General features: G+C 56.5%; 19 protein-coding genes. 10 read left to right on the forward strand and 9 right to left on the reverse strand.

The window, feature by feature from the left end; translation table 11 throughout:
- Window positions 1–59: 59 nt before the first annotated feature.
- From hydA to BM029_RS08770, 3 genes are all read right to left on the reverse strand, one after another.
- Window positions 60–1,463, reverse strand: coding sequence for a dihydropyrimidinase (gene hydA, locus BM029_RS08760; protein ID WP_092434789.1), 1,404 nt, complete (start codon window positions 1,461–1,463; stop codon window positions 60–62).
- 39 nt (window positions 1,464–1,502) lie between these two features.
- Complete coding sequence (locus BM029_RS08765; protein WP_092434791.1) at window positions 1,503–2,231, reverse strand: maleate cis-trans isomerase family protein; 729 nt, start codon at window positions 2,229–2,231, stop codon at window positions 1,503–1,505.
- A gap of 89 nt (window positions 2,232–2,320) precedes the next feature.
- Window positions 2,321–3,622 carry an MFS transporter gene (locus tag BM029_RS08770; RefSeq protein ID WP_092434794.1) on the reverse strand — a complete coding sequence of 434 codons (1,302 nt, stop codon included), beginning with the start codon at window positions 3,620–3,622 and terminating at the stop codon, window positions 2,321–2,323.
- Between the two features lie 196 nt (window positions 3,623–3,818).
- On the opposite strand from BM029_RS08770, the gene BM029_RS08775 reads away from it, so the two are divergent.
- Together BM029_RS08775 and BM029_RS08780 are read left to right on the forward strand one after the other, a co-directional pair.
- On the forward strand, window positions 3,819–4,526 hold the full coding sequence (locus tag BM029_RS08775; protein WP_092434796.1) for a GntR family transcriptional regulator: 708 nt from the start codon (window positions 3,819–3,821) through the stop codon (window positions 4,524–4,526).
- Between the two features lie 58 nt (window positions 4,527–4,584).
- Window positions 4,585–5,775, forward strand: a complete 1,191-nt coding sequence (locus BM029_RS08780; protein ID WP_092434799.1) for an acetyl-CoA C-acyltransferase family protein — start codon at window positions 4,585–4,587, stop codon at window positions 5,773–5,775.
- A gap of 78 nt (window positions 5,776–5,853) precedes the next feature.
- Here BM029_RS08780 and BM029_RS08785 read toward each other — a convergent pair whose 3' ends face one another.
- The 4 genes from BM029_RS08785 to BM029_RS08800 form a co-directional block, all read right to left on the reverse strand.
- A complete protein-coding gene (locus BM029_RS08785) occupies window positions 5,854–6,519 on the reverse strand; it encodes a YcbK family protein (protein ID WP_092434801.1) in 666 nt (221 codons plus the stop codon).
- 123 nt (window positions 6,520–6,642) lie between these two features.
- Window positions 6,643–7,347 carry a glutathione S-transferase N-terminal domain-containing protein gene (locus BM029_RS08790; protein WP_092434804.1) on the reverse strand — a complete coding sequence of 235 codons (705 nt, stop codon included), beginning with the start codon at window positions 7,345–7,347 and terminating at the stop codon, window positions 6,643–6,645.
- A gap of 106 nt (window positions 7,348–7,453) precedes the next feature.
- On the reverse strand, window positions 7,454–8,077 hold the full coding sequence (locus BM029_RS08795) for a trimeric intracellular cation channel family protein (protein WP_092434807.1): 624 nt from the start codon (window positions 8,075–8,077) through the stop codon (window positions 7,454–7,456).
- 4 nt (window positions 8,078–8,081) lie between these two features.
- Window positions 8,082–10,472: a penicillin-binding protein 1A gene (locus tag BM029_RS08800; RefSeq protein ID WP_092434810.1), complete on the reverse strand. Its 2,391-nt coding sequence runs from the start codon at window positions 10,470–10,472 to the stop codon at window positions 8,082–8,084.
- 152 nt (window positions 10,473–10,624) lie between these two features.
- On the opposite strand from BM029_RS08800, the gene BM029_RS08805 reads away from it, so the two are divergent.
- From BM029_RS08805 to BM029_RS08830, 6 genes are all read left to right on the forward strand, one after another.
- A complete protein-coding gene (locus BM029_RS08805; RefSeq protein WP_092434813.1) occupies window positions 10,625–11,524 on the forward strand; it encodes an HTH-type transcriptional regulator ArgP in 900 nt (299 codons plus the stop codon).
- Between the two features lie 134 nt (window positions 11,525–11,658).
- A complete protein-coding gene (locus tag BM029_RS08810) occupies window positions 11,659–14,388 on the forward strand; it encodes a TonB-dependent receptor domain-containing protein (protein ID WP_092434816.1) in 2,730 nt (909 codons plus the stop codon).
- A 72-nt stretch (window positions 14,389–14,460) separates the two neighbouring features.
- Window positions 14,461–16,032, forward strand: coding sequence for a thioredoxin family protein (locus tag BM029_RS08815; protein WP_092434918.1), 1,572 nt, complete (start codon window positions 14,461–14,463; stop codon window positions 16,030–16,032).
- Window positions 16,033–16,123: 91 nt separating this feature from the next.
- Window positions 16,124–16,795, forward strand: coding sequence for a glutathione S-transferase (locus BM029_RS08820; protein WP_092434821.1), 672 nt, complete (start codon window positions 16,124–16,126; stop codon window positions 16,793–16,795).
- A 157-nt stretch (window positions 16,796–16,952) separates the two neighbouring features.
- Window positions 16,953–18,446 carry an AMP nucleosidase gene (locus BM029_RS08825; RefSeq protein WP_092434823.1) on the forward strand — a complete coding sequence of 498 codons (1,494 nt, stop codon included), beginning with the start codon at window positions 16,953–16,955 and terminating at the stop codon, window positions 18,444–18,446.
- Window positions 18,447–18,492: 46 nt separating this feature from the next.
- A complete protein-coding gene (locus tag BM029_RS08830; RefSeq protein ID WP_092434825.1) occupies window positions 18,493–18,723 on the forward strand; it encodes a hypothetical protein in 231 nt (76 codons plus the stop codon).
- 12 nt (window positions 18,724–18,735) lie between these two features.
- Here the strand turns inward: BM029_RS08830 and BM029_RS08835 are convergent, their stop codons facing one another.
- Entirely contained in the window at window positions 18,736–19,926 is a 1,191-nt protein-coding gene (locus tag BM029_RS08835) for a YbfB/YjiJ family MFS transporter (protein ID WP_092434829.1), read from the reverse strand.
- Window positions 19,927–19,982: 56 nt separating this feature from the next.
- Window positions 19,983–21,056, reverse strand: coding sequence for an NAD(P)H-dependent flavin oxidoreductase (locus BM029_RS08840; protein WP_092434832.1), 1,074 nt, complete (start codon window positions 21,054–21,056; stop codon window positions 19,983–19,985).
- A 150-nt stretch (window positions 21,057–21,206) separates the two neighbouring features.
- Here BM029_RS08840 and BM029_RS08845 point away from each other — a divergent pair, with 150 nt between their 5' ends.
- Both BM029_RS08845 and BM029_RS08850 read left to right on the forward strand, forming a co-directional pair.
- Complete coding sequence (locus BM029_RS08845; protein WP_092434835.1) at window positions 21,207–22,106, forward strand: LysR family transcriptional regulator; 900 nt, start codon at window positions 21,207–21,209, stop codon at window positions 22,104–22,106.
- Window positions 22,107–22,146: 40 nt separating this feature from the next.
- Window positions 22,147–22,869 carry a transposase gene (locus BM029_RS08850; RefSeq protein ID WP_092434838.1) on the forward strand — a complete coding sequence of 241 codons (723 nt, stop codon included), beginning with the start codon at window positions 22,147–22,149 and terminating at the stop codon, window positions 22,867–22,869.
- The last annotated feature ends 113 nt before the right edge of the window (window positions 22,870–22,982 follow it).

A 22,982-nucleotide genomic window follows, 5' to 3' on the forward strand; every position in this document is an offset into this window, starting at 1 on the left:
TTCTTCTAAAATATCGCGGCCGATTCAGTACAGTCCGGCATGTTGCATGGGCATATGCCTTAGATCGACGGCGTACCGCAAGGCAGAAACTGCCCTGCACCAGCCGCACCGGTGAAGGCCTGATTCAGACTGACCACCTTACCGTGCGATAGCGTCAGCACCGGCCAGCCCTGTACCGTCTTGCCTTCATACGGCGTGTAGTCGACCTCGTGGTGCAACATGTTATTGTTGATCGTCACTTTACGCTTGGTATCCCACAACACGATGTCCGCATCGGCGCCGACCATGATCGACCCCTTGCGTGGATACAGTCCGTACATCTTGGCCGGATTGGTTGCAGTCAAAGCGACAAACTGATGGACGTCGAGCCGGCCTTCCATTACGCCGCCTGAGAACAACAGTGGCAAGCGGGTTTCCAGGCCGGGGATGCCATTCGGAATATATTGGAATGGTTGTTCCTTGCCACCTAGTTTTTTACCCTCGGCGTCGTCAAAACGGAACGGCGCATGATCGGACGAGAAGATGCTGAAAGCGCCGTTGGTCAAACCGTCCCATACGGCTTTTTGATTTTCATGGTCACGCGGCGGCGGGCTGCAGACGCATTTGGCGCCGTGATAGCCTTCGCCGCCAAGATCGTGCTCAGTCAGAAACAGATATTGCGGGCAGGTCTCGGCATAGATACGCAAGCCGCGGCCGTGCGCCCAGCGGATCTGTTCAATAGCTTCGCGTCCCGATACATGTACGATCAGGATCGGCACGTCGACCAGTTCCGAGAATGTGATGGCGCGGTGCGTAGCTTCCCGCTCTACCGCCATTGGCCGGGATACCGCGTGATACTTCGGCGCGCTGTGGCCGGCATCGCTCAGGCGGTCGGTCAGCCAGCCGATGCAATCGGAATTCTCGGCATGGATCATCACCAGCGCTTTATGTTCGCGCGCCACCGACAGCACTTCCAGTATTTCGCGGTCGTTGAGTTTCAGATCGTCGTACGTCATGTAGATCTTGAACGAGGTATAGCCCTGCCGGATCAGGTCCGGCAGTTCTTCCTGCAATACCTTGGGCGTCGGATCGGCGACGATCAGGTGAAAGGCATAATCGATTACTGCTTTATCGGCTGCGCGCCGATGATAGTCTTCGACTGCGGCATATAGCGAACCGCCTTTGCTTTGCGCCGCAAACGGAATCACCGTAGTGGTTCCGCCGCAGGCAGCGGAACGGGTTCCGGTAAAAAAATCGTCTGCCATGCGCATGCCGTCCGGCGTTGGCTGATCCAGGTGGCAATGGGCATCCACGCCACCCGGCAAGACCAATAATCCGGTCGCATCGATTTCTTCAGCGCCGGCCGGCAAATTCTTGCCGAGTACCTCGATCTTGCCGTCGCGAATGCCGATATCGCATTGAAATCGGTCAGACGCGGTAGCCACATCGGCATTGCGAATTACCAGGTCGAACGCTGTTGTCATGATGATTGTCTCCGCTGATGTAACTGCTTGTTTAACTATTTATACGACTTCCTGGAACAAACGGCCCCAGCCGGTCAGCTTGGTGGTGTCGTATCCAGCGATACGCAATGATTTCCAGACCACGGTGGAAATCGTGTCGTAGATCGGCACGCCGGTTTCCGCTTCCAGTTCCGGTACCAGGTGCGCTGCCTTCAAATTGGTGCAGAAGGTCGAAATCGCTTTCGGATCCTTTTTTGCAACCTCGCGCACCATGCTGCGGATCTGGTCTTCGGTGACTTCCGAGAAGGAAAAATTCACATGCAGGTTCAAGTGGCGTTCAGCGATGCAATTGAAACCCGAGCGGCCATAGTTTTCAATGATCTTTTCCATTACATTGTCGAGGTAGGGTGTCACCAGGCCGAAATCCTTGGCATTGGTTTTTTCCAGGATTTCATTTAACGCCAGCACCGAAGTAGTGGCAGGAATGCCGGTTGCTTCAGTAATACGCCGGCATAACCGTTCATCGGCTTCGAAGCCGAGCCAGCCGGATGAGGTGCCGTTCCAGCCGATGACGTCGACCTTGGCGTCGGCCAGCAACATGGCGGCTTCGATGATTTTGCTGTCGTCGAATTGTCCCAGAGCCTGGTCACGCAGCGATATTTCAGTCACGGTGAAGCGCGAGAAATGGGCGGAGACGCCAGGCAGGCCGCTGACCATGGCGCTGGTGATCGGCTCCAGAGAAGTGTTGGAAGATGGGGTCAGCATGCCCAGGAGAGTGCGCTTTGTCATTTGTATTGCTCCGTAAAAAATAAGGTAAAACTGAAACGTTGATTTAGTGTTCCGCGTCAGGCGGCATTTAGATCGAACCAGATCGAAACTCAGATCGGGATTTTTTTCTCGTAATCGATACCGGTCGAGCAGATGAACAGCCCGACGCCAGCCGCTGCAAAGAACATCAGTGCCAGGAAGTAAGAGCCGGTTACTTGAACGATGGTGCCGACGATAATCGGCACGCAGATGCCGCCGATGTTACCGCCCAGGTTCATCAGGCCGCCCAGGAAACCCACCTTGTCGCGAGTGCCAAGAATGGACGGGATGCACCAGTACAAGCCGCACCAGCGAATGAAGAACAAGGTAACGGATAACATCACCACGACTGTTGTCGCGTCTTTGATGTAAGCCACAGAGAAGATTGAAACCGTGGCAATCACGGCGGCAATGCCAAACAGTGTGCGCATCACTTTGTTAGGTGAACCGCCGGCTGCTTTCCATTTGTCGGCAATGTAGCCGCCAACCAGTTCGCCGACAAAGCCGGAGAAGAAAATGATGAAGCTGGCGCCGCCCATTTGCTTGATATCGAAGCCATGCACTTTGTTCAGGTAGTTCGGCATCCAGGTCAGCAAACCGTAGAACACGGAGTTGAAGCACATCCAGCCGAAGAACATGAACAGCACTGATTTGTGCTTGAAGAAATCAAGGGAGCGCCCGCTCAGGTTTGCCGGTTCTTTCTTGAACTCGCTGGCTTGCGCTGCTTCGATGTAGCTGGCTTCGGCGTCATTGACGCCATTGTGGTCGCGTGGATTGTTGCGGATGTAATACCAGGCCCATATACCGGCCAGTACGGTGCCGACACCGGCCACCACGAACGCCAGGCGCCATGAACCGAGCGTTGTGATCAGCGCGGTGATGATGATCGCGCCCAGCGCAGCGCCGAGCGGTGCGCCGCCATCGAGCAATGTGGCGCCGCGGCCGCGTTCGTTTTGCGTCATCCAGATCGCATTCAGCTTGCCGCCGGCCGGGTAGATCGGCGCTTCTGCCGCGCCCAGGCCGAGGCGGGTCAACAGCAATGCGGTGGAACTGGTGCAAACCGCGGCAAGTGCCTGGAATGCGCCCCAGAAGACTGTCGCGATGGCGATCACGATACGCGGTTTGAAACGATCGGCCAACATGCCGCCGGGGATTTGCATGAACGCATAAGTCCAGAAGAAGGAACTCAGGATCAAGCCTTGCATGGCCGGACCGAGATCGAACTCTTTTGCGATCAGCGGCATGGCGACTGATAGCGATGCGCGGTCTATATAGTTAATCGAAATTAGTAGCAACATGGTGAAGAAAATCTTCCATCGGACGGAAGATTTTCCTGCTGTTGTTACCGATGCTGCATTGGTTGTGGCGTCCATTTTGTCTCCATTTAGGGTGAACAGTTCGTTTCAGCTCTTTTATCGGGCGAGGTATTTTCCTTGCTGATGTAAGCATATAATACTTAATCTGTAATTACAAGTAGTGTAAGTTATTGATTTATAGCGTTATTTAAAACTTTAATTGATGTGTGTTAAGATTTTTTATCAAAATCAGCCAAGATGTGATGTAAACGCCATGTTGATCGCGCCCGAAACAAGCACCAAAGTGAAGACCAGTCCCGTCAATGGCCGGGGCTTGCGTCGTAGCGGGCTTTCGAGCGAGATTGCCGACCGGCTGCGCGAAATGATCCAGGAGGGTGAGCTCGCGCCCGCCAGCCGCATCATGGAAAAAGAGTTGTGCGAATATTTCGAGATTTCGAAAACACCGCTGCGCGAGGCGCTGAAAGTGCTGGTGGCGGAAGGCTTGATCAAGCATCGCCAGCATCTCGGTTACCACATCTCAGAAATAGACATCGATGAAATCGGATCGATTTTTGACGTGCTGCACGGATTGGAAGAATTGGCCGGCCGACAGTTATGTGTACGTATTGATGAAGAAGCGCTGAGCGCCATCGAACGCAAGCATCAGGCCATGGTCGTGCATCACGTTAACGGTAAGCGCATCGCCTATTTCCGGCTGAACCAGGAAATCCATCAAATGATCGTGGACGCCGCCCGCAATCCGGTGCTGTCGTCGATTTATGCAAACCTGATGGCAAAAATCCACCGTGCACGCGGCGTCGCCAATGCAGAATCCCTGCGCTGGCAGGAATCGCTGTTTGAACATGAACAAATCATGCAAGCGCTAAGCGCCAGTTCGGCAAGCTTACCGCAGGTATTGCGCGAACATTCCGAGCATACTGCTGCTGAAGTAATGAAAGCACTACACCAGCTGGCTTCCTAGACGGCGGCAAGCCAGCATGTGACCACACCGTCAAATCCATATCAACGAGGAGATAAGCATGGCAAACACAAGAGAAGTAGTAATCGTCGGCGCTGCACGTACAGCGATTGGGACATATGGCGGCGCGTTGAAGGATTTCGCACCGGGCGAGCTGGGCGCGATTGCGGTCAAGGAAGCATTTGCACGGGCCGGGGTTGATCCGCTCCAGGCTGGCCAGATCATATTCGGCAACGTCATCCACACCGAGGCGCGCGACATGTACGTGTCACGCGTGGTGGGTATCAATGCCGGCATGGGTAAAGAGTCCACGGCGCTGACGCTTAACCGCCTGTGCGGCTCGGGCCTGCAAGCCATCATCACCGCCGCAAACGCCATCCAGCTGGGCGAGACGGATGTCGCGGTCGGCGGCGGCGTCGAAAGCATGAGCCGCTCGATGTATGGCTCCCAGGCTGCACGCTGGGGCGCGCGCATGGGCGACGTCAAGATGGTCGACATGATGGTGGGCGCTCTGTCGGATCCTTTCGGCGGCGGTCATATGGGTATCACTGCTGAAAACGTGGCAGAGAAATACAGCATCTCGCGTGAAGAACAAGACGCTTTCGCCCTGGAAAGCCAGCGACGTGCGAATGCAGCCATCGCTGCCGGGCACTTCAAGTCGCAGATCGTGCCGGTCGAAATCAAGACGCGTAAAGGCGTAACGCTATTCGACACCGACGAATATCCAAAGGCCGACGCCACCATGGAATCGCTGGCGAAGCTCAAGCCGGCATTCAAAAAAGAAGGCGGCACAGTCACCGCCGGCAACGCGTCTGGCATCAACGACGGTGCGGCTGCCTGTGTCCTGATGGCAGCTGATGCTGCAGCTCAGGCCGGCTTGAAGCCACTGGCGCGTGTGGTGTCCTACGGGGTGGCCGGGGTTGATCCATCGATCATGGGAACCGGTCCGATTCCTGCGGTCCAACTGGCGTTGAAGCGCGCCGGCCTTAGCCTCAGCGACATGGCGGTGATCGAGTCGAATGAAGCGTTTGCCGCGCAGTCGCTGGGCGTTTGCAAGGGATTGGGTCTTGATCCTGCGCTGACCAATGTCAACGGCGGCGCCATCGCGCTTGGTCATCCGCTGGGCGCGAGCGGCACGATTATTGCGGTGAAATGTCTGTATGAGTTGATCCGCACTAACAAGCGCTACGGCCTGATCACCATGTGCATTGGCGGTGGCCAAGGCATTGCGCTGATCATCGAGCGTCTTTAACGTGACTTGACGCGATTTTTTTCAACGAGAGAATAATCGCTACGTAATCGCTACGTAATCGCTACGGGCTGCAGGCAATCAACCTTTCCAGGTGCGCTGCAGTCCCGTGTCGGCATGAATCCAGCCACCGTTTTTCCCCGGCCGATAATAGAAACCGACCCCACCTTGGCGGAAGCTGCGTATCAAGCCGCCCAGCACGTCTGCATCCAGTTGGGTGAGGCGGATATCAGCCGCACGACCTTCCAAATGCAATGATTTACGCGCCGCCGGAACGCCGGTTTCGATCAGGTGCTGATTGGTGCTTGCGGTCCGGAATCCCGACAGGATTTCCAGAGGCTGGCTAATGCCATAGCGCGCGATAAAAGCCTGGGTGCCCCACAGGGTCTCAAGCAGTTTGGGATCTATCGGCGCCGTTTGCTTGCCTTGGACGTCCCGCAGCAGGTGGCATAACTGCTGATAAGCGGATTCCTGGATTTCCCCGTCTTTCCAATACAGCAGCTTGGCGCGTTCGCCGCTGGCCGGACGCGTCACTTCCAGCACCCGAGGCTTGAGCCAGAACTCCATGTCTACCAGTTGCGCGTCAAAGATGTCTGGCGGCGGATCCATCGGCGCCGGCGCGCCGGAGGGGGTGGCGGCAGTCTCTTTCGCGAAAGCCGTGGAAGCCGTAAATGGCAACTGGCTGGAAAAGAGCCCGGAGGCGGTCAGGAACAAGCTCTTCTGCAGGAAGTTTCGGCGCGATGACATGGCGGTCCAAATGTGATGGGATGGCCGATTTTATCGCACCATCCCTGATTTGAGTAGCCGCAGCTTATTAACGTGCTTACTTAGGCGCTGATTTGCGTTACCTGAAAGTCAGTCGTGCTGCGCTTAGTCGCGCTTCGGAATCGTAAGACCTTTAGCGACAGCCGGACGCGCGACAAACGCCGCAAGCGCTCGCGTGACATGGGGGAAGTCCGCAATGCCCACCAGATCGCCCGCTTCGTAGAAGCCGATCAGGTTGCGTACCCACGGGAAGGTGGCGATGTCAGCGATCGTATAGGTATCTCCCATGATCCAGCCGCGCTCGGCAAGCCGTTGGTTGAGTACCGCCAGCAGGCGCCTCGATTCATCAACGTAGCGGTCGCGCGGGCGTTTATCCTCATAATCCTTGCCGGCGAATTTATTGAAGAAACCAAGCTGGCCGAACATCGGTCCGATGCCGCCCATCTGGAACATCAGCCACTGGATGGTCTCGTAGCGCCCGGCAAGGTCCTTCGGCATGAACTGGCCGCTCTTGTCCGCCAGGTAAATCAGGATTGCACCGGACTCAAACAGCGGCAGCGGCTTACCGTCGGGGCCATTGGGGTCGAGAATCGCCGGAATCTTGTTATTGGGATTCAGCGACAGGAACTCAGGCGAGGTCTGGTCGTTGGTGCCGAAGTTGACCAGATGCGGCTCGTAAGGCAGGCCGGTTTCCTCCAGCATGATCGAAATCTTGACGCCATTGGGCGTTGGCAGGGAATACAGCTGGATCCGGTCGGGATGCTGGGCCGGCCATTTTTTTGTGATGCGGAAGGTGGAAAGATCGGTCATCAATATTCCTCTTTGCTGGGATTGATCTACTTGAAAATTTATCGGCGCCAAGCGCCGAAAGTAGCCAGTCTAAAGCAAGCCGGACAAAGATGCTTTGAGACACACTTTATTCAAATCCACGGATGCCGCTGCCATTGAAACTCGGTAATTTCCAATGAAAGCGCATGGCCAGCATGCGCAGCAGGAAGCCCGCGCCGATCGCTATCAGGGGCGCCAACGCCGGATCGACTTCGTACCACAGCAAGCCGACATACAAACCGCCAGTGAACAATGCAACGGTAGCGTAAAACTCGCGTTGCAGCACCAACGGAATCTGATTGCACAACACATCGCGCAACAAGCCGCCGAAGACGCCGGTAATCATGCCGGCCAAAATCACTATGCCGGGCGACATGCCGGTGGCGCGGGCGATATCGCACCCAATCACGCTGAAAGCCACCAGGCCCAGGCCATCGACTACCAGGAACACGTTGCGCAAATGATGGAGGAAACGCGCCACCAGGGCGGTGACGATGGCGGCGCCGACGGTAAACAACAGATATTCAGGATGCGCGATCCAGCCCAGCGGATAATTCCCCAGCAATATATCGCGCATGGTGCCGCCGCCCAATGCAGTGATCGTGCCGATGACACAGATGCCGAACAGATCCATGTCGCGTCGCATGCCCATGATGGCGCCGGACATGGCTTCCGCCACGATCGCAATCAGGTAGATGGTGTGTAGAAGCATGGCATTAATCTCCGGAAGAAAACAGTTTCATAATTTCCTCGCGCTCTTGTGCCGCGTCTGACGCTTCCTGTTGAAGCGACGGATTTACGGCGCCGCCGGATCTGCATTTCAGCCTGCTGTAAATGAACTGGTTGTCGTCCGCCAGGCAGCTGTTCTTCAGGTATTCAGCATAGATATAGTCGCCGTCGGATAACGCTAGTCCCGCAGGTTCTGCGGATATCCGTTCGTCCCGGTCCGTCACTGCCACCTGCATATAGCGATTCCAGATTGGTAACGCCAATACGCCGCCGGTGGCATTGCCCAGCGATTTCGGTTGATCATAGCCTAACCACACTACTGACACCACACCGGAAGAATAACCGGCAAACCAGGCGTCATAGGCATTGTTCGATGTTCCGGTTTTACCCGCGGTATCGCTGCGCGCCAATACTTTGGCGCTTTGTCCGGTGCCGGACTTGACCACGTCCTGCAACATGCTGTCCATCAGATAGGCATTGCGCGCAGAAATGATTCTTTTACCAGATTGCTGGCTGGAGTTGGGATTGTTACGCACGGTGTCGTGATAGAGCACCTGGCCGGAGCGGTCGCGGATTTCCTTGATCAGCCTTGGCGCCAGATGATAGCCGCCGTTGGCGAACACCGCGTAAGACTGCGCAAGCTGCAAAGGCGTCACAGCGCCGGCGCCAAGCGCTAGCGGCAAGGAAGCTGGATTGCGCTCAGGAGAAAAGCCGAATTGGGTTGTAAATTCCTGCACATAATTGGCGCCTGCTGCTTGCATCAAACTGACCGCGACTAGATTTTTGGAGCGCATCAAGCCGCGGCGTACGGTAATGAAACCTTCATAGTTGTTGTTGTAGTTGCGTGGACGCCAGGCACGGGCACCGGTTTCCTGTGGTAGCAAGAGACGTTGTGTGTCATCCACCATGGTGCCGGGGAAGTAACCTTTTTCCAGCGCCGCCGAATAAACAAAGGGCTTGAAACTTGATCCGGGCTGGCGGAAGGCTTGCATTGCATGATCGAAAGGATTGCGGAAAAAATCAAAGCCGCCGGCGAGTGCCAGGATATCTCCGGTGCGCGCATCAAGAGAGATCAGCGCACCTTCCATTTCCGGCATCTGACTGAGTAGCCAATGTTGAGGTTTGTCTTCATAAACCCTGATGATCGACCCCGGGGCAATGCCGCGTTTGCCGGTCGTCGGCAACCTGCCCCAACCGCCAGCGATGCGCGGATCGATATGGCTTATCTGTAGGCTGCTGCCATCACGCAACATGACCGTAATTTGTTTAGGTGCCATGGCGGTAACGATTGCTGCACGCAGTTCGATGCTGTCCGGATATGGCGCCAGCAACTTGAATACGTTCTCTTGCAAGTCATCGTTCGCGGCAGCGGCCAGTTGCGCCTCCGGGCCGCGATATCCTCTGCGCCCCTGTGCATCAAGCAAGCCCGAGCGCAGATGCTTATCGGCCGCCAGCTGCGGCGCCATCTGGATTGTGGTGACGACGTCCAGGCCCATGGTGTAAGCGCGTTCCTGATAAGTATTCACTACCATCTGTCGTGCTTCTTCCACCACATAAGCAGCTCCCCTGACGGATGGATTACGCCTGGCGTTGAGCACCAGCTTTTCTGCCGAGGCCTGCTCGAAATCGTCTGGCGTAATATGGCCAAGTGCTAGCATGCGTTGCAAAATATAGTGTTGGCGGATTTGTGCGCGTTGCGGATTGGCTACCGGATTATAGGCAGAGGGTGCTTTGGGTAAACCGGCCAGCATCGCAGCTTCAGCCACACTCAGTTGCGCCAGCGGTTTGTCGAAATAGATGCTGGAAGCCGCGGCAAAACCGTATGACCGTTCCCCGAGATAAATCTGGTTCATGTATAGCTCCAGCAATTTGTCCTTGCCGTATTGCTGTTCCAGTTTGTAGGCCAGCAATATTTCCTTCAACTTGCGTTGCACGGTTTTTTCGCGCGTCAAAAAGAAACCGCGCGCTACCTGCATCGTGATGGTGCTGGCGCCTTGCCCGTGTTGACCGCTGACAACGTTGGCTAAGGTTGCGCGCAGCAAGCCGAAGAAATCGACTGCGCCATGTTCATAAAAACGCGCATCTTCGATCGCCAGCAATGCCTGGCGCATACGCAAAGGAATCTGGGCAATCGGCAGGAATTCGCGGCGCTCTTCGCCGTATTCAGCCAATAGCACACCTTCGCTGGAATAGATTCGCAACGGCAATGCCGGACTATATTGCGCCAGATGGTCAACCGCCGGCAGTTGCTGCCATGCCTGATGCAGCCAATACCCTATGGCAAGGCTGGCGACCAGCACCAGCCCGAGACCAAATCCCAGTATGAATTTGAGAAGGCGGATTATCCTGGATTTTGGTGGCTTGGCCAGCTGGCTCATTGTCGCTCCTGTTGAGTTGGGCGCCCGAATCTTTGATGGATGCGGGCTGGATGGCCTGAAGAGCGTGCATTGTGGTTGCAATAAAACAGTTGTTAAATAAAATTAAGTATTATTAATGATTCATAAATTTTTCTTATCTTAGGAAATTCAGCATGAATCTCAATCTCAACCTGAATCCAAAACACACCGAGGCCTTTCGCGCGGTCATCGAAACCGGTAGCTTCGAGCAAGCCGCGGTGCGGCTGCACCTGACCTCACCGGCAATATCGCAACGGGTGCATGCACTTGAAAGCATGTTGGGCAATGCCTTGATCGTGCGAAGCCGTCCTGCGCGCGCTACCAGTACCGGGCACAGGCTGATGCAATATCTGAAGCGGGCGCAAATGCTGGAGGCGGATCTGGCGGCAGAGTTGGCGGTGGAACAGGATGCGCCAATGCGACTGGTGCTGGCATTGAATGCCGATTCGATAGGCACCTGGTTTTTTCCTGCTTTGTCAGACCTGTTGATACGGGAAAAAGTTCTGCTGGACCTGACCGTAGAAGATCAGGATCACACTTACACGCTGCTGGAAACCGGCATGGCCATTGGCTGCATCAGCACCGAACCGAAGCCGATGCGCGGCTGTTCGGCCGAGCTGTTGGGAGTGATGCGCTACTGGCTGGTGGCGGCAGAAGCGTTTTGCGATCGCTGGTTTGTAGATGGCTTGACGCGCAAAGCGGCGCGCAGTGCGCCGGTGGTGGCGTACACCCACAAAGACACTTTGCAATCTTCTTTCTTGCTGAGCAAACTGGGTTTGCCGGAGGGCGCATATCCGTGCCACTACGTTCCCGGCGCCGCATCGCATTTCAATGCGATTCGCTATGGATTGGGTTACGGCATGGTGCCGGAACTGCTGCTTAAGGCGAGTGCCGGCAAGCATGAAATGATTTATCTCGCGCCGAATAAGCCGCTTGAACTGGCGCTGTACTGGCATACCTGGAAGGTGCAATCGCCGCGTATGGAAAACTTGTCTCGTCAGATTATTTCGGCAGCGCGAAAAATCCTGAAGTAATCGCGACAGCATATAGCGCATATGGATATGTAAAACCATCAGTTTGTATTGCCGCCTGTCTACTATATTCTCGACTCCCATTAAAGAACGCTACAGTTTTTTACAAAAGAATATATGGGAAGGATGAGCAATAAATGTACAGATTCAAAACCCTGCCGGCGCAGACTGCGTTGTTGATCGCTATTGCAGCACCAAATCTCTATCAGACAGCTTACGCACAATCCACGGACGATAACGACGCTCACACAGCCACCAGCGATACTAAACCCGTACTGGTCACGGGTTCCCGGATTCCCCGCGCCAGCAAGGAAGGACCGACTAGCGTAACCGTGATCACCGGCGAGGATATCGAAAAGCAAGGCTATCGCAATGTCTACGACGCCCTCAATGCGCAGACCCAGAATACCGGCATGACCCAGGGCGCAGACTTCGGCAACACTTTCACTCCCGCGGCGAATACCATCAGCTTGCGCGGGTTAGGCCCTAACCACACTTTGATCCTGCTGAACGGCAGGCGGATTGCAGACTATCCGGTGGCCTATGACGGCTCGGTCAACTTCGTCAACCTGGCCAACATTCCATCGGCGCTGGTGGACCGCATTGAGATATTGAACAGCGGTGCTTCGGCCATCTACGGTTCGGATGCGATTGCCGGCGTCGTCAATATCATTACGAAAAAGCAGGTCAGCGGTGTAGACATCAACGTCAAGGCTGGCGGTACACAGGACGGCGGCGGTTCTAATCAGCGGATTCAAATCACCGGCGGCGGCAGCAGCGGAAATCTGACCGGGCTTTTCGGCATAGAGCTAAGCCGGACCCAGCCGATCTGGAGTCGTCAGCGCGACTTCATGTCATCCACTTCATCCGACGGCACCACGCCAACCCGCGTGTTTTCGCGGCAGAACGTCGACAGCGGGAAATACATCGATCCGGGCGCGGCAACCTGCGACCAGCTCGGCAATCTGTTCTACGACAGCGTGGTCAGGGTGAAGTCGAAGTCAGGCGTGTATTGCGGCAGCGGCAAGGCGCAACCGGCTTACTGGACCACCATGACCCAGAACGAAAGCGAAAATCTGTTCGGCAGCTTGCGCTATCAGTTGAGCGCCAAGACCGAATTATTCAGCGATCTGATGCTGGGGTTTAACTCTACGCAAAATAATACGCGCGGTCCCAGCTGGACCTCCGAAGCAGTCAGCAACAGTTATTTTTTCAATCAGAACAGCGGCAACAACGAAAGCTGGTCACGCCGGATTTCGCCGGAAGAAATCGGCGGAGCCACTCGCTACAACCGAAAATGGAACGACGTCGCGGCCAACTTGACGGTAGGCGTGCGCGGCGATATACCGTCAACCAGCAGCTGGAACTATGAAGCGGCTTACAACATCTCCGCTTACACCAGCCGCAAGACTACGCCTCTGTTGTTGAGTAACGTGGACAGTTTTTTCCTCGGGCCGCGTCTTGGCTACGATGCCGACGGCATCGCCATCTATGCGCCGGATCCGAAAAGACTATACCAGCCGCTGACACCGGATCAGTTCAACTCGATCACCGGCGAAGCAATCAGCCGCGATAAATCCTGGACCCAGACCTTGAGTCTGAGCGCCAACGGCGAGCTGTTCGACTTGCCCGCCGGACCGGTGCGCGTGGCGGCGGTGACTGAGCTCGGCAGCCAGGGTTTCAGCAATACGCCTGATCCGCAGATCAACCAAGGCGTGTTCTACAACCAGGCAGCTGCAAACGGCGCCAGCGGTTCGCGCCAACGCTATGCCTTAGGGACAGAACTGAACATACCGATCATCAAAGAGTTGGTAGCGACCGTGGCCGGACGTTACGACGAGTACAACTTCGCCGGCCGCAGCGACGGTAAATTCACCTACAACACCGGGCTCGAATTCCGTCCCGCCAACACCTTGCTGTTCCGCGGTAACTACGCTACCAGCTTCCGCGCACCGGACATGAATTACATCTATTCGTCCACCACCCGCGGTTACTATTCATCGACGACCGATTACTACCGCTGCCAGCGGGCAGGGCAGGCATTAGCCGGCTGTGAGTTCAACAATTATTCACCGGGTGCGAATTACATTCAGACCGGCAGCAAGGATCTGAAATCCGAGAACGGCAAATCCTGGAGTTACGGCGTAGTGTGGTCGCCAAGTGCCAATTTCGACATATCGGCCGATTTCTGGCGTATCCAGATCGATAACCTGGTCACCAATCTCGATCCGGACACCATTCTGCACAATGAAGCAAATTGCCGTGCCGGCCAGCTGAACATCAATTCGCCGATCTGCGCCGATGCGCTGGCACGGGTGCAGCGTAACCCGGCCAATGCGATCTTCAATCCGAATGCCATCCAGAATATTCTGGTCAATCCGATCAATGCTGCGTCGGAACGTACCAGCGGCCTGGACTTTAGCGGGAAATGGCGTATCAAGGCAGGCGGCGTCGGCGACTTCCTGCTGAAGGCAAATTACACCAAGGTGCTCAGTCATCACTACAAGCAGTTTGCCGCCGATCCTGATACAGATGAATTGAATTCACTGACGAATCCCGACTGGGGTTCCAAGGTCAATGCCAGCGTTACCTGGCTGCGCAACAAATGGACCAGCACCGTGCAAGTCACACGTTACGGCAGTTTGCCCAGCGCCGACCAGACCCGCCGCATCTCGCCGTTCGCATTGGTCAACCTGAGCGCCAGTTATCAGATCAACCCGCGGGCGTCGGTATCGCTGATCGTCAATAATGTGTTTAATTCCGTGAGGCAAGACAATACTGCCGGCTGGCCGTATTATCCCGTAGGTAACTACAATCCCTACGGTCGTCAGGGTTGGCTGGAATTCAATTATCACTTTGGTTCGTAAAAGATATTCTCATAGCCGCAGCTGGCCACGCCGGTTGCGGCTCTACCTATTTGCACGATGGACGAATACAAGATGAAGAGTTTATCCGCTACCGCGGCGATGTTTGCCACGCTGCTGTGCGCCGCCTTACCGACCATGTCCACAGCCTTGAATGCCGCCGAATCAAAGCCCGCAACTGCTGCGGCGGCGGCCGGCATCAATTGGTATGACGGCGACGTCGATGCAGCTTTCGCCTTCGCCAAAGCGCATAACAAACCATTGTTCCTGTACTGGGGCGCGACCTGGTGTCCGCCATGCAACCAGGTCAAAGCCACGATTTTTAACCGGCAAGGTTTTATCGAACGCTCGCGTTTCTTCGTGCCGGTGCATATTGACGGTGACAGCGCCGGCGCACAAAAACTCGGCGAGCGTTTCAAGGTGCGCGGCTATCCGACCATGATCCTGTTCAAGCCCGACGGCACTGAAATTACCCGTTTGCCGGGTGAGGTCGACGCCGACCGTTATTTGCAGACGCTGGCACTGGGCATTAGCGCCAATCGTCCGGTCAGGCAAACCTTGCAGGCCGCCCTTGCCGGCGGCAAGCTGACGGCGGACGAATGGCGTCTGCTGGCTTACTACTCTTGGGATACCGACGAGCAGCAACTGATCAGCAGCAAGGAGTTATCGTCCACGCTGAAGCGGCTGGCGGCAAACTGCCCGCCTGGCGATACCGCCAATCGCCTGGCCTTGAGCGCATTGGTCGCGGCAGCTAACATTAAACCGGGTGAAGCCGCCAGCGTCGACAAAACGGCAGCGGCAGCGCAATTGACGAAGGCGGTAAGCGATGTCCATACAGCACGTGAGAATATGGACATATTTACCAACTATCCGGCCGAGCTGGTGCAGTTGGCCACGCTGCCGAAAACACCGGCCCGCGCAAAATTGATCGCCGCCTGGGATCTCGCCATGCAGCGCTTGTCCGGCGATAAGACGTTATCCAGGACTGATCGCTTATCGGCCTTGGCGGCACAAGTATCACTGGCGCGTATCGATACTCCGGACGGCGTGTTGGCGCCCGCCTTGCTCAAAGACGTGCGGCAACGCGTGGCGCTAGCCGATAGTGCAACCACCGACGCCTATGAGCGGCAATCGGTGATCAATACCGGCGCGCATGTCTTGAGCGATGCCGGTTTGCTGGACGATTCGGATCGCTTGCTCAAGGCTGAGCTGAAGCGTTCGCATGCGCCATACTATTTTATGCTTAGGCTGGCCTCGAATGCCAGGAAGCGTGGCGATAAAACCGGCGCCATCAACTGGTATGAACAGGCGTACCAGGCGGCGCAAGGACCGGCGACGCGCTTGCAATGGGGTGTGGCGTATTTGTCAGGTTTGCTGGAACTGGCGCCGCAGGATGAAAGCCGTATAGAAAAGGTTGCGCATGGCGTGTTGCAGGAGCTGGGCGGCACTCAGAATGCATTCTACGAACGTAATCGTTCAGTGCTGGAGCGCCTGGGGAAAAAACTCAATGCATGGAATGGCGACGGAAGGCATCAGGCTGTAATAGGGCGTTTGCGACTGCAACTGGATACTGTTTGCGGAAAATTGCCGGCGGCAGATGCGCAGCGCGCCACTTGCCAGGGTTTGCTGAGTTCCGCCCAGGTTTAGTATAACGGGATCATTCCGGATAAATCGGTTACGCTAGGGAACTGCGGTTTCCCCTTGTATTTCCCCTTTCCTTTGACCGGACCGGCCGACCATGATCATTGTTCACCATCTCAACAACTCCCGTTCACAGCGCGTACTCTGGTTGCTCGAAGAGCTGGGGCTGGATTATGAGCTCAAGCTGTATCAGCGCGATCCGAAAACAATGTTGGCACCGCCTTCACTGAAAGCGGTTCATCCTTTAGGAAAATCACCAGTCATCACAGACGGCGATAACACGATTGCCGAATCGGGTGCGATTATCGAATACCTGGTGCAGCAATATGGCAATGGTCGCCTGATTCCGGCGGCGGGCAGCAAGGATCGCCTGCGCTACACTTACTGGCTGCACTACGCCGAAGGTTCGGCCATGCCGCCATTGCTGATGAAGCTGATCTTCGGACGCCTGGGGCGGCCGCCGATGCCGGCTCTGCTGCGGCCGCTGGCGCGTTCGATAGCGAACGGCGTGCAGCGCAACTACATCGATCCGCAACTCAAGACGCATCTGGATTTCATGGAAGGCGAACTGGGTAAGTCGACCTGGTTTGCCGGCGAAGAATTCAGCGCCGCCGACATCCAGATGAGCTTTCCGCTGGAAGCTTCGCAATCGCGCGGTGGCCTGGATGCCAGCCGGCCGAACCTGCTCGCCTTTTTACAACGGATCCATGCACGGCCGGCGTATAAGCGTGCGATCGAAAAAGGAGGCAAATACGATTTGCTGAAGTAAGATTGCGCCGTAATACCGTGCTTTCCCTGGCGTTCGAATCCGACTCTCACCCCACGCTCGCGCCAATCCCGTTAGAATTGAATTGTAAGGCCCGGATAAAATTGTCCGGGCCATGACGCCAACCGGTTTGGCGTACAGATATCGCTACGGAGATTCAATGTTCCCCACTGAGCAATTCACCGATCCCCACGCCGCCGTCGCGCGCGTGCAAGAGATTTACGACCACCACACTGCATTGTTGCGGGACGCGTTCAAGCGCTTTTCGAATGGCGAAGTAATGACGGAACGGGTGCGCGCCTGCTATCCGTTTGTACGTGTTACAACCGAATTCAACACCCGTGCCGATACTCGTCAGTCCTTCGGCTTCGTGTCTGGCCCGGGCGTCTATGAAACTACGCTGACCAGGCCATCACTCTACTCAAATTACCTGGTCAGCCAGTTCAAACTGCTGCGCGATAACCACGATGTGCCGTTGGAAGTCGGCGTCAGCGACATGCCGATTCCGGTGCACTTCGCCTTCCCCGAAGGCATCCATGTCGAAGGTAATCTCGATCCGGATCATTTGCGGACTTTGCCGGATGTGTTCGACCTGCCGAACCTGGCGACCATGGACGATCGCATCGTCAACGGCACGTATGAGGAAATGCCGGGCGATCCGCACCCGCTGGCTTTATTTACCGCGCCGCGTATCGATTATTCGCTGCACAGGCTGAAGCACTACACAGCGACTTCCCCCGATCGTTTCCAGCGCTATGTGTTGTTTACCAACTATGCGTTCTATGTCGATGAATTCATCCGCATGGGGCGCGAACTGATGCAAGCCACCAGCGATCCGGAGCAGCGCGCCTATCGCCAGCAATACACGGCATTTGTCGAGCCGGGCGATCTGACCACCTGGAATGCCAACCTCGACGACCTGCCTTCCGATCGCGCACTCACCGGTATCGCACCGGCGCGCCAGCCGCAAATGCCGGCTTACCATTTGCAGCGTGCCGACGGTTCCGGTATCACGCTGATCAATATCGGCGTCGGTCCGTCGAATGCCAAAACCATTACCGACCACGTTGCGGTATTACGCCCGCACGGCTGGATCATGCTGGGTCACTGCGCCGGCTTATCGACCTCGCAACGGATGGGCGACTACGTACTTGCGCACGCCTATGTGCGCGACGACCATGTACTCGATGACGACTTGCCGCTGTGGGTGCCGGTGCCGGCACTGGCCGAGGTGCAGCTGGCATTGCAGGATGCGGTGGCTGCCATCACCCAACTGGACGGTTATGAACTGAAGCGCATCATGCGTACCGGCACGGTGGCCTCTATCGATGATCGCAACTGGGAGCTGCGCGATCATCGCAAGCCTCTATTACGCTTCAATCAAAGCCGTGCAATTGCGCTGGATATGGAAAGCGCTACGGTGGCCGCCAACGGTTTCCGTTTCCGCGTTCCTTACGGTACGCTGCTGTGTGTGTCGGACAAGCCGCTGCACGGTGAAATCAAATTACCTGGTATGGCCAACCGTTTTTACGAGCAGCGGGTTAACCAGCATTTGAAGATCGGCATCAAGGCGCTGGAATTGTTGCGCAATCAAGGTGTCGAACAGCTGCACAGCCGCAAGTTGCGCAGTTTCAGCGAGCCGGCGTTCCGTTGATCGCCACGTTATTTTTCGCGTTGTTTTTCAGGTTGTTTCCCCGCCCATGTCTACCGTCATCAAGCACAGGAAAACAAAGATCGTGACGCTGGCGGCGGGCGAGACGATAGCTGAACATTGCGCCGCCGGCGACATCGCCCTGGTCCAGGACGATGCCGGTTGGTGGACGCATTTTGTTGGTGAGAATGGTGCAATCGATAGTTACGATGTGCCGTTCGATTCCTATAACAAGGCACTGTGGGCGGCCAAGGCGGCCGCCGAGTTTTCTGCGGAATAGTGTGCCGTAATGTTAGCCGGCTTGTTTGCGGTTGTGTCTGTACATTGCACCTAATAACACGGCGCCCGCTAGCAACGCCAATGCCGCCACGCTCAGTGACGAGGTGAAGCTGCCGCTGCTCCGCACCAGGCGCGTCGCTAGTGGCGGCCCAATGATTTGTCCCACGCCATACGCAGCAGTCAACATTCCCATCAAGCTGCGCGCATGATCGCCGCGCAGGCGGCGGGCGTCGCGCATTGCGAATAAAGTGATCGCGGTAAACGGCATGCCGAGCAAGATGCTGCCGAGTGCAAAGCCAGTGACGCTGGGCGAGACTATGCCGATCAGGATGCCGCATGCTTGCAGCAGATAACAGGCGGCCAGCAACAGCCGGTTATCCCAGTGGGTTGGCAATCTGGTTGCCAGCAGTGCGCCGATGGAAACGCATATGCCGAACAAGGGCCAGAATAAATCCGGCCAGTTCGAACCAGGCAAGGCCTGCCGTGCGATCACTGGCAGGAAGGTCGCTGTGATGATATAGCCGAAGCCGGCCAGCGCGTAAGCGAGAGTCAGGCCGCGCGTCTGGCGCGTGACTTGTGCTGGTTCCAGGCCATGTGCTGCCGGTGTCGGCGTGGCCGTCGCAGCAGCCGATCCCGCGAAGGTCGGCCATACCAGCGTCGTCAGTATCAATGCCAGCAATCCATACAATAGCCAGCCGTGTTCAGCCCGCCAGTGTTGCGTTACCATCGCGCTGGTCGCCAGACCCGTGATGAGAATACCGATTCCCGGACCGCAGTAAATGATGCCGCCGAGCGCTGGCGCCTTTAATTGCGCCAGGCGTTGCAAGCACCATCCGGATCCGTATACAAATACCCCGGCGCTGGCAATCCCTGCCAATGTGCGCAACAGCAGCCACAATGTCGGCGAATGCAATACGCCCATTCCCAGCGTCAGCAGGACGGTCGCAACCAAGCCAGTCTTGATGGCGCGGGTAGGGCTGACATGCAGCACCATGCACAGCAGTGCGCCGAGCAGGTAGCCGACATAGTTGGCGGTTGCCAGCCAGCCACCGGCCGCCAGGTCGATCACGCCGTCATGCAGCATCATCGGTAACAGCGGCGTGAAAGCGAAGCGGCCGATACCCATCGCGACTGCCAACGCCAGTAATCCGGCCAATGCTACGCGCCAGGCTTCGCGGTCGTGGTCCGTATCCACTTCATTCATGGCGGGCGTGGGTTGCTGATTTTTGCTCAAGTCGTTTCTCTCTGGGACTAGTGATGCTAGCGGTTACCGATAGCTTGAAGCTCGGCTGCCAGGGTTGCGACCAACTGTGCTGCGGGCAGCGGGCGCGACATCGCCACACCTTGGCCAGCCCACAGCGACATGAATTCCGATCGGCCCAGTTTAGCAGCGGTCTGGCGAATTTCTGCGCTTAGCGCATTTTGAATCGGATAAGCCGGCACCGCATTTTCGTGCGATCGCATCTGTTCCATGTACGGATTGACGATGCCGCGTGCATATCTTCCTGAAAAGCTGCGGGTCATGCGCGTGCTGTCGTCCGTCGCACTAGCCAGCTGTTCTCGCCAGGCTGGCGCTATGCCCGATTCCGGGCTCGCCAGGAAGGCTGTGCCCAGTTGCGCCGCTTGCGCACCCAGCAACATGGCGGCGGCGATGCCGCGGCCGTCCATGATGCCGCCGGCGGCGATCACCGGGATTTTGACCGCGGCGACCACTTGTGGAATCAACGTCATCAAGCCAATGCAGGATTGTTCGATATCGCCGATAAATGTCGCCCGATGGCCGCCGGCTTCGCCGCCTTGGACGCAGATGAAATCGGCACCGGCTTGTTCCCAGGCGCGCGCTTCGGCGACATTGGTTGCCGTGCCGATGACCTTGCAGCCCTTGCGTTGGAATTGCGCCACCGTTGTGGCATCGAGTATGCCGAAAGTGAAGCTGACAAAGGGGGGCGCCGCTTCCAGCAGGGCTGCCAGTTGGTCTTGGAAATTTTCGCTGAATTTCCGCGGATTGGTCGCCGGGCCGAGTCCGAGTGAAGTGCGGAACGGCAGCAACAGAGCTTGCGCGGCATCGAGTTCAGCTGCGCTTGGCTGGATCGGCTGCAGGATGAACAGATTGACGTTGAACGGCTGTGACGTCAGGCTGCGGATTTTTTTCACGGCCTCGATGATTGCCGCCGGCGACAGCAAGGCAGCGGCAAACGAACCCAGGCCTCCGGCGTTGCTGACAGCCGTCACCAATTCAATCGGTGAGCCGCCATTCATTGGCCCTTGCACGATCGGGTAGCGAATGCCGAGCGCTGCCGTAAATCCTGTTGCGCTTGTATCGATGTCGGACATGCTGATGCTCCTGAATAAATGGGTGGTGGGTGACCGGTGGCTGGCAGCCATGATCGATTATTTTCTGGCCGCATTGCACATGCTACCTTGACAGCATCATTCTGAAAAATGAATAATAAAAATGTTATCCATCTTTGATTGAGATGAGTTATGGATTTGTTATCTCTGGAAATTTTTCGTACCGTGGTCCGCGAGGGCGGCATTACTCGTGCCGCAGAGCAATTGCACCGGGTGCAATCAAACGTGACGACCCGCATACGCCAACTGGAAGCTTCGCTAGGCGTAACCCTGTTTTCGCGCGATCACAAGCGCATGGTGCTGACACCAGCTGGCGAAACCTTGCTCGGCTATGCCGAACGGCTATTGAATCTGGCCGGCGAAGCACGCGAAGCGGTACAACCGGCAGTCCCCCAAGGGCGCCTGCGCATCGGCTCGATGGAAAGCACCGCCGCCAGCCGCCTGCCGATACCGCTAGCCCGTTTCCACCAAGAGTGGCCGGCAGTACAGCTGGAACTCAGCACCGGCGCCACCCAGCAACTCATCGACCGGGTCCGGGCATTTACCTTAGACGCCGCCCTGGTAGCTGGCCCGTTGGAAGATCCGCTGTTTGACATACTGCCCCTATATGACGAAGAGCTGGTAGTGCTAACCGCGCGCAGCCACCCCCCGATAAACAGCCCCGACGATTTACAAAGCCGCACCCTGATAGCCTTCGAACACGGCTGCGCCTACCGTCGCCACGCCGAAAACTGGCTAGCCTCAGGCACCGTCCCCGGCCGCCGCCCGGAGCGGATCCTCGAACTCGGCTCCTACCACGCCATGCTAGCCTGCGTCGCCGCCGGCGCCGGCATAGCCCTGGCCCCCAGATCCGTACTGGAGTTGCACAACACCACCGAAAGCCTGGCAATCAACCCCATCGGCCCCGCCGGCAAAGTCACCACCTACCTGATCCGCCGCCAAGACTACAGCTCCCCAGCCTTCGACGCCCTAAGCCAGATCCTGCAAGCAGAAGCCTCAAAGTCCAAACAATTGGGGTCAGAGTCAAATTAATCGGTAAAATGTAAGCTCTATTCATCGATCCCTTTTTGCCATGGCCCGCCAGCCCCGACTCGTCATTCCCAACCAGCCGCATCACTTGATCCAGCGTGGCGTTGATCGCCAGGCGATCTTTCGTGAGACGGAGGACTATGTGAATTTTCTTGGCCGACTGCGTGATGCTGCCAAGCAATTCAAGGTTTCCATCCATGCTTATGTACTGATGAGCAATCACATACATCTGCTCGCGACGCCATCCGATATAGAAGGTCTGGCGAAAATGATGCAGTGGGTAGGGCGTTTCTATGTGCCCTATTTCAATCAAAAATATGAGCGGGCCGGGACTTTGTGGCAAGGACGCTACAGGGCTACGGTAATAGATTCGGAGCGCTATTTCATGTTGTGTAGTTGCTACATCGACCAGAATCCAGTGCGCGCCGGCATTGTGGCAACGCCGGGCGAGTACCCGTGGTCGAGCTATTTGCACCATGTCGGGGTCAAGGCCGATCCTTTAGTCGTGGATCACGCGATCTATTGGGCGTTGGGCAATACACCGTTTGACCGCGAAGCAGCTTATAAGCAAATGGCAGAGCAAGCACTTACATCCGACCAGGCGCAGCAGTTGATGGATGCTACGAACAAGGGTTGGGCGTTGGGCTCGGAAAAATTCAAAGCAAATCTCGAGAAGCAGGGCAGTCTCAGAGTGCGGCCTGGCAAGCGTGGGCGGCCTTTCAAGGCACAGCCCGATGTGGCAGATCTGCCGCCAGAGCGCAAATAAAAAAGTTTCACGTTGGAAATTAAAGGCGTCAAACGCACCGAATTGACTCTGTCCCTATTTAATTTTGGTGCAAAAACCAATCTGCTTAATTTGACTCTGACCCCATTTATTGT

This window comes from Collimonas sp. OK607 (assembly GCF_900111995.1).
Lineage (GTDB): Bacteria > Pseudomonadota > Gammaproteobacteria > Burkholderiales > Burkholderiaceae_D > Collimonas.

What these genes read in the sequence shown, in the direction of transcription:
- BM029_RS08820 (WP_092434821.1), top strand. Translation starts at nt 16,124, where the DNA reads ATGATCATTGTTCACCATCTCAACAACTCCCGTTCACAGCGCGTACTC.
- BM029_RS08845 (WP_092434835.1), top strand. Translation starts at nt 21,207, where the DNA reads ATGGATTTGTTATCTCTGGAAATTTTTCGTACCGTGGTCCGCGAGGGC.
- BM029_RS08775 (WP_092434796.1), top strand. Translation starts at nt 3,819, where the DNA reads ATGTTGATCGCGCCCGAAACAAGCACCAAAGTGAAGACCAGTCCCGTC.
- BM029_RS08840 (WP_092434832.1), bottom strand. Translation starts at nt 21,056, where the DNA reads ATGTCCGACATCGATACAAGCGCAACAGGATTTACGGCAGCGCTCGGC.
- BM029_RS08830 (WP_092434825.1), top strand. Translation starts at nt 18,493, where the DNA reads ATGTCTACCGTCATCAAGCACAGGAAAACAAAGATCGTGACGCTGGCG.
- BM029_RS08800 (WP_092434810.1), bottom strand. Translation starts at nt 10,472, where the DNA reads ATGAGCCAGCTGGCCAAGCCACCAAAATCCAGGATAATCCGCCTTCTC.
- hydA (WP_092434789.1), bottom strand. Translation starts at nt 1,463, where the DNA reads ATGACAACAGCGTTCGACCTGGTAATTCGCAATGCCGATGTGGCTACC.
- BM029_RS08785 (WP_092434801.1), bottom strand. Translation starts at nt 6,519, where the DNA reads ATGTCATCGCGCCGAAACTTCCTGCAGAAGAGCTTGTTCCTGACCGCC.
- BM029_RS08805 (WP_092434813.1), top strand. Translation starts at nt 10,625, where the DNA reads ATGAATCTCAATCTCAACCTGAATCCAAAACACACCGAGGCCTTTCGC.
- BM029_RS08815 (WP_092434918.1), top strand. Translation starts at nt 14,461, where the DNA reads ATGAAGAGTTTATCCGCTACCGCGGCGATGTTTGCCACGCTGCTGTGC.
- BM029_RS08825 (WP_092434823.1), top strand. Translation starts at nt 16,953, where the DNA reads ATGTTCCCCACTGAGCAATTCACCGATCCCCACGCCGCCGTCGCGCGC.
- BM029_RS08810 (WP_092434816.1), top strand. Translation starts at nt 11,659, where the DNA reads ATGTACAGATTCAAAACCCTGCCGGCGCAGACTGCGTTGTTGATCGCT.
- BM029_RS08795 (WP_092434807.1), bottom strand. Translation starts at nt 8,077, where the DNA reads ATGCTTCTACACACCATCTACCTGATTGCGATCGTGGCGGAAGCCATG.
- BM029_RS08780 (WP_092434799.1), top strand. Translation starts at nt 4,585, where the DNA reads ATGGCAAACACAAGAGAAGTAGTAATCGTCGGCGCTGCACGTACAGCG.
- BM029_RS08790 (WP_092434804.1), bottom strand. Translation starts at nt 7,347, where the DNA reads ATGACCGATCTTTCCACCTTCCGCATCACAAAAAAATGGCCGGCCCAG.
- BM029_RS08835 (WP_092434829.1), bottom strand. Translation starts at nt 19,926, where the DNA reads ATGAATGAAGTGGATACGGACCACGACCGCGAAGCCTGGCGCGTAGCA.
- BM029_RS08770 (WP_092434794.1), bottom strand. Translation starts at nt 3,622, where the DNA reads ATGGACGCCACAACCAATGCAGCATCGGTAACAACAGCAGGAAAATCT.
- BM029_RS08850 (WP_092434838.1), top strand. Translation starts at nt 22,147, where the DNA reads ATGGCCCGCCAGCCCCGACTCGTCATTCCCAACCAGCCGCATCACTTG.
- BM029_RS08765 (WP_092434791.1), bottom strand. Translation starts at nt 2,231, where the DNA reads ATGACAAAGCGCACTCTCCTGGGCATGCTGACCCCATCTTCCAACACT.